Annotated in this window: 6 protein-coding genes; 5 read left to right on the top strand and 1 reads right to left on the bottom strand. The window is 70.1% G+C overall.

Annotated features, from left to right (window positions below; translation table 11 throughout):
* A partial coding sequence (locus ABFS34_14870) for a hypothetical protein (GenBank protein ID MEN8376707.1) occupies positions 1–532 on the top strand: 532 nt, incomplete at its 5' end.
* 59 nt (positions 533–591) lie between these two features.
* Here ABFS34_14870 and ABFS34_14865 read toward each other — a convergent pair.
* Positions 592–3,045, bottom strand: coding sequence for a hypothetical protein (locus ABFS34_14865; protein MEN8376706.1), 2,454 nt, complete (start codon positions 3,043–3,045; stop codon positions 592–594).
* A 296-nt stretch (positions 3,046–3,341) separates the two neighbouring features.
* On the opposite strand from ABFS34_14865, the gene ABFS34_14860 reads away from it, so the two are divergent.
* From ABFS34_14860 to ABFS34_14845, 4 genes are all read left to right on the top strand, one after another.
* Positions 3,342–5,066: a D-aminoacylase gene (locus tag ABFS34_14860; protein MEN8376705.1), complete on the top strand. Its 1,725-nt coding sequence runs from the start codon at positions 3,342–3,344 to the stop codon at positions 5,064–5,066.
* 96 nt (positions 5,067–5,162) lie between these two features.
* Positions 5,163–5,924 carry an ABC transporter ATP-binding protein gene (locus ABFS34_14855; protein MEN8376704.1) on the top strand — a complete coding sequence of 254 codons (762 nt, stop codon included), beginning with the start codon at positions 5,163–5,165 and terminating at the stop codon, positions 5,922–5,924.
* A 4-nt stretch (positions 5,925–5,928) separates the two neighbouring features.
* Positions 5,929–8,295: an FtsX-like permease family protein gene (locus ABFS34_14850; GenBank protein ID MEN8376703.1), complete on the top strand. Its 2,367-nt coding sequence runs from the start codon at positions 5,929–5,931 to the stop codon at positions 8,293–8,295.
* A gap of 7 nt (positions 8,296–8,302) precedes the next feature.
* Positions 8,303–9,484: an HlyD family efflux transporter periplasmic adaptor subunit gene (locus ABFS34_14845; protein ID MEN8376702.1), complete on the top strand. Its 1,182-nt coding sequence runs from the start codon at positions 8,303–8,305 to the stop codon at positions 9,482–9,484.
* The last annotated feature ends 142 nt before the right edge of the window (positions 9,485–9,626 follow it).

The raw sequence follows: 9,626 nt of genomic DNA, 5'->3' as shown, positions 1-9,626 counted from the left end.
GGGATTCGGCCCGCCGCGGGTGGTCAGCGAAGGAAGTTACCGGCGACCAGGAGTCACCATGAACGCCAACGCTCTCCCCCGTTGTGTAGCGCTCCTCGCACTCGTCGCGCTGTTCGGCTGTCGTCCCGGACCGCCCGACGATACGGTCGATGATGGACCGCAAGTGGGCGCGGACGACCAAGAAGTTGCGTGCCACATTCCGCCCAGGCTGTCCGGTCCTGTGACGATTTCCGTGGTGCCGGACGGGGACTCGGCCGTGGTGGCAGTGAACCGGCAACCGGTCCTGGTGTGCGCGGGCCAGAGGCTCGAGTGGCTAAGCAACGCCACCGTCGCCAGCTGGGAGGTGGTCTTCAGGCCGGATTCGACGCCCTTCGCCTTCGATACGGTTAGGTCCAACGCCGGCGGCGTCGGCGGCGGTCAGGCCAACAATCTCGGCGCCTTCAAGTACGACATCGTCGCCGTGACGCCGGCCGGAGAAAGGATCCCGCTGGACCCCGACGCGGTGATCGTTCCGGGGCTCCCCATCAGGTGAGCAGAGGCTGACGGGCTAAGGGGGCGACTCCGTTGGGTCAACCGCGGCGATGAACGATCTCAGACATCGCCGAGTTGCCCGGTGAGCGCCTTGAAGCGAGGCGTTTCGTAGAGCTCCTCGAAGAACCAGTCCCCGCGCAACGATTCGCGAGCGGCGGGCCGGGCCTTCGCGAACTCCTCCAAGCGGTCGAGCGCGAGGTCGGGGTCGCCGAGCAGCAGCCAGGCGTGTGCCTCATCTCTGGCGAAAAGTGGTATCGGCTCGGGCTCCCGTGCGCGCTCGATCAGAGCGCGCGCCGAGTCGCCGAGTTGGGCCTTGGCGGCGACGCCCGCCAACAGCATCAGGCCGTAGCGCCGATTCACGCTCCTCCGGGCCTCCGTGGAAACGCGCACCAAGCCGTCCTGCAGTTCCCAGGCGCTCTGCACGTCGCTCGAGTCGGCCCCGTAGGACTTGAACAGGATGAGGCCGCAAATGTAGAACGCCCCTATCTGTCGCCAGCGCCGACGACCTTCCGAGCAGTACCGGTCCGCTGCCTCACCGTCCCGCAGATCGTTCGCCGTCGTATAGAGCTGATAGACGACCGAGGGCGCCTGATCGAAATAATAATCCGCCTCCAGCGCCCGCCGCGCGTACCGAAACGCCTCCTCGTAGCGGTTCTGTCTTCGATACAGTCTGCTGAGCGCCCACGCGGCAACGGGCCGATCCGGGTCGGCTCGCAGCGCAGCCAGCAGATCGCGCTCCGCTTCCCGCATCAGATCCCCCGCTTCCGGCTCGGCGGCGACCTCCGCCAGTCCGAACCCCACCCGGCCCCGCAGTTCGGCCGCCGCCGCGTCGCCGGGGGCCTTCGCCAACGCCCGATCGGCGTGCCGCATCGCCTCGCTCGCCCAGGATGCTACGTAGCTGCCCGCGAACTCTGTTTCGGCGAGGGATCTGCGCTCCGCGGTCCAACCGCGTTCCACGATCGGCGTGGTCCAGTCGGGGTCCAGCCGTTCGGCCTCGGCAAGGAGCGAGTCGGATGCTACCAGCGATCCGATCGCGCCCGGGGCATCGGACGGGAGAATCGCTATCGCCTCATCGCGAGCTTCGAGCGCTCGCTGGACCAGCAGCCAGGCGTCGTCGCTTTCCGTCTCGGCGCGCAGGGATCTCAGGCGGATCTCCACGCCGAGCTCCTCGCGCAGCAGCCTCGCCACCTCGGTGGCGAGGTCCGCGCCGAGCGCCAGCTCGTTGCCCGTCGCGCCGAATAGATCGGCGGACGCGACCACCCTGGCGCCGCTGTCGGCAGCGGCGATCAAGCGCACGGTGACCCTGAGGCTGTCCCCGGACCGAGCCAATCCGCCCTCGACGATCGCGCCGACGTTCAGATCCTGGAAAACGCTGTCCAGCGGGACCTCCCCGCCGCGGTAAGGCTTGACCGCGCTGAGAGACCTCACGTCCAGCGTGGGCACTGCGTGCAACTGGCCGATGAGGTCGCTGGTGAAGCCGCTCGCGAGGGACCCGAGATCCTGGCCCGGGCTGAAGTCGTCGAAGTAGAGCACCGCGACGCTGCGCGGGTCCGCGCCCGTGGCGGGTGGCGGCTCCGGGAGCACGCGCCGCAGGACGACGAAACTGGCAATCAGGATCACCAGCGCCGCGGCGAGCGCGGCGACCACCTGGGTCGTTCGCGGCTTGCGCACCCAACGGGGCCAGGGGCCACGCGTTCCGGGTGATCCATCCACGCCGACGGCGGTGTCTTCCTGGGCCCATGCGAACAGGATCACGATCAGGAAGCCCACCAGCGCGACGACAAGCGCGGCCCTGAAAAAGGCGCCGGACAGCACTTCCCGATCGACCAGCATGTCCACCACCTGGAGCGCCGCCCACGCGACCATTACGTAGACGACGGCCAGCCGATAGATGACGCGCTCGCGCAGGCGGTCCATGAACCGGGTGAGTGGCGAACGCGGAGGATCCGGCAGGGCCTCGGGAGCCCCGGCGTCGCCGGCGGATCCTGCCCCGCCTACCCGCGCGCGCGCCGCCTGCGCCTGGGCGGCAAGCCGGTCCCGCTTCGCCTCTCGCCACCGGGCCAGTCCCCGCACCGACAGGGGCGGCATGCCCACCAGGAATGCTCCGCCGTACTCGCGCAACGCCCCGGCCCAGTCCCCGGCCGCGACTCGTTTTTCGAAGCGAGCGACGTCGAGCCTCACCCCCGGCGTCGAACCGAGTCGGACCTCAGTGGCGGCATCATCGACCGCTTCATGACCCAGCGAAGCCCGGATAACGGCGATCAGCTCGGAGAGAAGCTCCTCGCTGGCACGGTGTCCGGAGCCGGAGGGCCGATCGCCCGCGAGCATGCCGAGCAGGTCGGACCGATCCAGCGGGCCCTCGAGTGCCAGCATCGTGAACAGCACGAATGCGTCCGGGTGCGCCAGAAGACCCAGGCGCCTCTCACCTTCGGCGGAGATCGCGACGGTGCCGAGCGTCCTGACGTCGACCATGATTCGGCGGCCCCCGTACGGTATGCGTTGAGCGGGTTCCATTGACACTGCTGGACGGCCGTTTGTGGCGCAAGGAGGCTCTCTCGTCGGGGTGGCCCGCGTTCGGCGGCCCGCTGCGGGTGTGTCGTTCATTGCAATTCTTCCTCGGCTGGGCGCAGGGCGGCGCCGGTACCTGCAGCCGAAGATCGGGGTCGAGAGGCCCCAGGCGGTTCCGCGGAACTACGTAGTCGACACGCGACGATGTCGTAGCCGCATCCCGCCCTGGCGCGCAGGCCGGTGGTTTCGCAAGGTCCTACCGGGGAGGCAGGTAGGTCCGTTCACGCCGACGGAGACGCCCGTTGCAGAAATTAGAGAACCGATCGAGTCGCCGCCGCTTCCTGGAGATCCTCGGTGCCGCCGCGGGTGCCATCCTGGCGCGCCCGGCTGATCTGTTGGCGAAGGAAGCCGAGGTCGAGGGATCACGGGTGCCCGGCGTTCTCCGCGCGCGCAGGGCCGGGCTGATTCTGCGCGGAGGGGTCGTGTACGACGGCACGGGGCGTCCTCCCCTGCGGGCGGACGTACGCATCCTGGGCGATCGCATCTCGGCGATCGGTCCGAGTCTGCCCGGAGCGGCCGACCTGGACGAGGTGGACCTGGAGGGGCTCGCGCTGGCGCCCGGGTTCGTGGACATCCATTCGCACACCGACCTCGGCCTGCTCGTCGACCCGCGCGCCGAGAGCAAGATCCGCCAGGGGGTCACGACGGAGGTCGCCGGCCAGGACGGCAGCTCGGTCGGACCCTGGTCGGATGGGATGGCCGCCGCGGCGCGCGGGCGACTGGATGTCGACATCGACTTCCGCGACCTGGGTGGCTTCTTCGCGCGGCTCGAGCGGGACGGCATGGCTCCCAACGTGGCGAGCATGATCGGCGCGGGGACGGTGCGTCAGCGAGTCGTCGGGCTGGACGACCGGCCCGCGTCCGCGCAGGAGCTGGCGCGCATGGTGGAGCACGTGGTGGAGGCGCTGGCCGCGGGCGCGTGCGGCCTGTCCAGCGGACTGGAGTATCTGCCAGGGGGGTTCGCCAGCACCGACGAGCTCGCCACTCTCGCGGCCCCGCTCCGTACCACGGGCCTTCCCTACGCGAGCCACATCCGCAACGAGGACGACACCCTCCTGGCCGCCATCGAGGAGGCGCTCGCGGTGGGCAGCCGCGCGGGCGTGCCGGCCCACGTGTCGCACCTGAAGGCCCTCGGAGGGCGCAACTGGTGGAAGGGAGACGTCGCGCTCGAGCTGATCGACCGGGCGCGTGCCGGCGGCGCGGACGTGACCTTCGATGTGTATCCCTACACCGCGTACGCGACTTCTCTGGGCGCCACGCTGTTCCCGCTGTGGGCGAGAGAGGGGGGGACCGAAGCGCTCATCGGTCGACTCTCGGGCGACGACGCAGGGCGCTTGGAGGCCGCGGCCCGGGAGAAGGTGGCCAAGGTCGGCGACTGGGGCCGCTTCCAGGTCACATCAGCGGGAGACGATGCCTTCGCCTACGCAGTAGGTCACGACCTCGGCGAGCTGGCCGGGGACCGAGGGGTCGATCCGTGGCGCGTGGTGCTCGACCTGATCGTCGGCGATCGCAACCGGACCGGCGTGGTGGTCACTGCCATGACCGAGGACAACGTGGAGCGGGCGCTCGCCCACCCAGCCGGCATGGTCTGCTCTGACGGAGGCGCCCGCGCGACAGACGGCCCGCTCTCCGGGGGCGCCCCACACCCGCGTACCTATGGCTCTTTCCCCCGCGTGCTCGGGCGCTACGTCCGGGACCTCGGGGTCCTACCTCTCGAGGCCGCGATCGCCAAGGTGACGAGCGCCCCCGCGCGCCGGCTGCGTCTCGTGGACCGCGGACTCGTGGCGCCCGGCGCCTTCGCCGACCTGGTCGCGTTCGACCCCTCCCGCGTGGAGGACGTGGCGACCTTCGACGACCCCCACCGCTACCCGGACGGGATCCCGCACGTGCTGGTCAACGGCGCGTGGGTGCTCCGCGACGGTGAGCGCATGGCTCACGCGCCGGGGCGCGTGCTGCGCCCAGGCTGAGGGGAGGCGCCCCACACGGGGTGTCCCTCCGCCTGACGACGGCCGCCGCGCCTGGACCGTAGATTGATGCAGCCGCATCGTCATCGAGGATGAGCCATGCCCCCGCTCTCACCCGATAAGGTCCACCGGACCGAGCCCGTCACGGGCCCGGATAGCGCGCCCGTGTTCCGCGCGCGTGGCCTCACCAAGGTCTACGAGATGGGCGAGGTGGAGGTGCGCGCGCTGGAGAGCACGGACCTCGACCTGAGCCCGGGCGAGTTCGTCGTCATTCTCGGACCTTCGGGCAGCGGCAAGTCCACCCTGCTGAACATCCTCGGCGGACTCGACACGCCCACCGAGGGGGACGTCGCCTTCGGCCACCACCGGCTGAGCGAAGCGGACGAGTCGGAGCTCACGGACTTCAGGAGGGAGCACGTCGGCTTCGTCTTCCAGTTCTTCAACCTGCTACCCAGCCTCACCGCGCTGGAGAACGTCCGCCTGGTCACCGAGATCTCCGAGGAGCCCTACGATCCCGAGGAGGCGCTGCGCATGGTGGGCCTAGAGGAGCGCCTCCACCACTTCCCGGCCCAGCTTTCCGGAGGCGAGCAACAGCGCGTGGCGATCGCCCGCGCCGTCGCCAAGCGGCCCGACGTGCTGTTGTGCGACGAGCCCACCGGATCGCTCGACTACGAGACCGGCAAGCTCATCTTGGAGGTGCTGGAGCAGGTGAACCGAGAGACCGACACGCTCACGGTGGTGGTCACCCACAACGCGTCCATCGGCGCGCTCGCCGACCGGGTGCTGCGCATGCGCAGCGGCAGCATCGTCGCCGAGGAGAAGAACGAGGTGCGAGCCAGTCCCGCGGACATCGAGTGGTGAGATCGTGCGCACCCTCGACTTGAAGGTCCTGCGGGACGCGGCCCACCTGAAGGGCCAGCTCTTCGCGGTCGCCGGCCTGGCGGCCTGCGGCGTCGCGGTGTTCATCATGCTGCGGTCGATGCACGGCTACCTGCGCGACAGCCAGCGGGCCTACTACGACGACTACGGCTTCGGAGAGCTGTTCGCCCATGCCGTGCGCGCCCCGGAGTCACTCGAGGGCCGCATCGGGGACATTGCCGGGGTGGGGCAGGTCTACACCCGCATCGTGCGCGACGTCCTGGTCGACGTCCCCGGCCTCGCCGAGCCCGCCACCGGCCGTCTCGTCTCGCTGCCCATCGACGGCGGCCCGGCGTTGAATCGACTGCACCTGAGGTCGGGCCGGCTGCCGGAGCCGAACCGGCGCAACCAGATCGTGGTGAGCGCCGCCTTCGCGGCCGCCAACCAACTCCGGCCGGGCGACGCGCTCGGCGCCAACATCAGCGGGCGCTGGGAGCAGCTCACGATCGTCGGTACCGCCATCTCGCCCGAGTTCATCTACGAGATCAGCGGCCTGGGGAGCATGTTCCCGGACAACCGCCGCTTCGGCGCGATGTGGATGGGCGAGGACGCCATGGCCGCCGCGTTCGAGATGGAAGGGGGCTTCAACGACCTCGTCGTGGATCTGCGCGAGGGCGCATCGGAGGCGGCCGTGCTCGCGGAGGTGGACGAGTCCCTGGAGCCCTACGGAGGGACCGGCGCGTACGGCCGCGACCTCCACCTGTCGCACGAGTTCGTCACCTCCGAGATCGAGGAGACACAGGTGACCGCGTCGTTCTTCCCGGCGTTGTTTCTGATCGTGACCGCCTTCCTCCTGCACACGAGCATGCTGCGCCTGGTGAGGATGGAGCGCGAGCAGATCGGCCTGATGAAGGCGTTCGGGTTCTCCGGCCGGTCGGTGGCGTCGCACTACCTGAAACTGGCGCTGCTGCCCGTGGCGGCGGGGACCGCGGTGGGGATAGTCCTGGGCATCCGGCTCGCGCACGGCATGGCCAGCGTTTACGGGCGCTACTACCAGTTCCCGGAACTGGCCTTCGAGTTGGCCTGGGCCGTCGTCTGGTTTGCCGTCGCGATCGCGTTCGCGACCGGGCTCACGGGGGCTTTGGCGGCGATTCGCAGCGTGCTGCGCATCGCCCCTGCGGTCGCGATGGCGCCGCCCGCGCCGGCCCGATTCCGCCACTGGCGCTGGGAGGGCTCGAGGCTTTGGCGGGCGCTGACGCCGGCGGGCAGAATGATAGCCCGCAACGTGGTCAGATCCCGCTGGAAGTCGGTCAGCACCGCCGCGGGCATCGCCCTGGCGCTGGGCGTGCTCACCGCGCTCCTGTCCATGTTCGACGCCATCGACGTGATCGCCGACCTGCAGTTCCGCCAGGCCTCGCGCGACGACATCGCGGTCTTCTTCGAAGCGCCTCGATCGCCGGACGTAATGGCCGAGCTGGAGCATCTGCCGGGGGTGCTCATGGCCGAGCCCGTTCGGATCAGCCCGGCCCGCGTCACCTACGAGCACCGCGAGCGGCGCACGTCCATCATCGGTCTCGTGCCCCAGGGCCAGCTCCGGCGCATCGTCGACACCGACTACCGCGTGCACCAGCCGCCCGCGCACGGCGTCCTCGTGGGCCGCATGATGGCCGACAAGTTGGGAGTAGGGCTCGGCGACTCCGTGCGTATCGAGATCACGGAGGGTCACCGACCCGAAGAATCTGTCGTAGTCGCTGGCCTGGTCGAGGAGCTCATGGGAGGCGACGTCTACATGGAGGCGGCGAGCCTCAATCGGCTGCTAGGTGAAGCGCAGGCGGTCTCCGGAGCCTGGCTGCGGGTGGATGCGTCTGCGCAGGACGAGCTCTACGGTAGGCTCAAGTTGCTGCCCGGCGTCTCCTCGGTGATGGTGAAGGAGGCCGTCGTACGGGGTTTCAACGAGACCATCCAGCGGAGCTTCACGATCGCGCTCAGCACGACCTTCTTCCTGGGCGCGGTGTTGGTCGTGGCGATCGTCTACAGCCAAGCCCGCATCGCGCTTTCCGAGAGGGGGCGCGACCTCGCCAGCCTGAGGGTGCTCGGTTTCTCCCGCGGCGAGGTGGCGCGCATGCTGCTCGGAGAGCAGGCGGTTCTGGTGCTGCTGGCGCTGCCGCTGGGACTGACGCTCGGCTGGGCGCTCACGCTCCTGGTAATGATTCGCTTCGAGACCGAGTTGTTCCGCCTGCCGGCGGTGATGCTGCCCGAGACGTACCTGCTCGCGGCGGGGATCGTGGTGGCCTCGGCGGCCCTGTCCGCCTTCCTGGTGCGACGCCGCCTGGACCGCATCGACCTTATCAGCGTGCTGAAGACAAGGGAATGAGGTCGCCATGAGGCTTGCAAGAAGACACATCTGGATAGGCTTGACCCTCGCCGCGGTAGTCGCGGCCGTACTCCTCGTGATGCGCCCGGATCCGGTGTCGGTGGAGCTGGCTGAGGTCGATCGTGGCATGCTGCGCGTGACGATCGACGAGGACGGTGAGACGCGAGTGCGGGACCGCTTCGTGATCTCGGCGCCGGTCACCGGCCGGCTCGAGCGCCTCGAGTGCGAGGTCGGCGACACCATCGCGCCCGGGGAGGTCGTGGCGAGCGTCTACCCGCTGCCGCTGGACTCGCGCGCGCGCACCGAGGCGGCGGCAGCGCTCCGGAGCGTCGAAGCGGCGCGGGATGCAGCCGGCGCGGCGGTCGGACAGGCGGAGGAGCTGTGGGGCGAGGCCCGCCGGTCGCTCGAGCGGCTGGAGCGTCTCGAGCAGGAGGTTCCCGGGTCGGTGGCGCAGCAGCGACTGGACGAGGCCGGGACCGCAGAGCGCGCGGCCGCGCTCCGGCTCGAGCAGGCGCGCGGCGCGGCCGAGGCCGCGGCCCACGACGTGGACCGCGCGCGCGCCGCCCTGGCTGGAGCGGAGGGCTCGGCCCCAGGTGAGCCGACGCCGGTCAGGGCGCCCGCCGGCGGTCGGGTCCTGCGCATCTACGAGGAGTGCGAGCGCACCATCATGACGGGCTCGCCCATCCTGGAGATCGGCGACCCGGCTGCTCTCGAGGTGGTCGTGGACGTGCTCACCGAGGACGCCACGTTGCTGGCGGAAGGCGCTCCTGCGCTGATCAGCGCCGGCCCGGACGCCGACACCCTGTACGGCCGCATCGACCTCGTCGAGCCGTCCGCGTTTACGAAGGTCTCACCGCTCGGCGTAGAGGAGCAGCGCGTCAACGTCGTGGTGGCCTTCGACGACGCGCCGGTCCTGTTGGGCGACCGCTTCCGCGTCGATGCGTCCCTGGTGGCCTGGGAGGCGAGCGATGTCGTGCGCGCGCCTGTGAGCGCCCTCTTCCGTTCCGATGGCGAATGGGCGGTTTTCGTCGTCGCCGGCAACCGCGCGCGCCTGCGCGTAATCGAGGTGGGACACCGCGGCCGCCGTCACGCGGAGGTGCTGAACGGGCTCGCCGAGGGCGAGGAGGTGATCCTGTTCCCGTCCGAGATCCTGGAGGACGGCGTCAGGGTGGAGTCGGTGCGACGCTGAGGGGCGGCCCCACGGCTCACCCCTCGCCGCGCAGCGCGCCCACCTCCTGGCTGCGCTGCACCCAGGCCGCGACGTCGCTGGCAGACAGGATGCCCACCAGTCGGCCGTCGTCCACCACGAGGATGCGACGCTCTTTGGCGTC

Source organism: Gemmatimonadota bacterium, assembly GCA_039715185.1.
Taxonomy (GTDB): Bacteria; Gemmatimonadota; Gemmatimonadetes; order Longimicrobiales; family RSA9; genus DATHRK01.
This window is presented reverse-complemented; position numbering and strand designations above follow the sequence as displayed.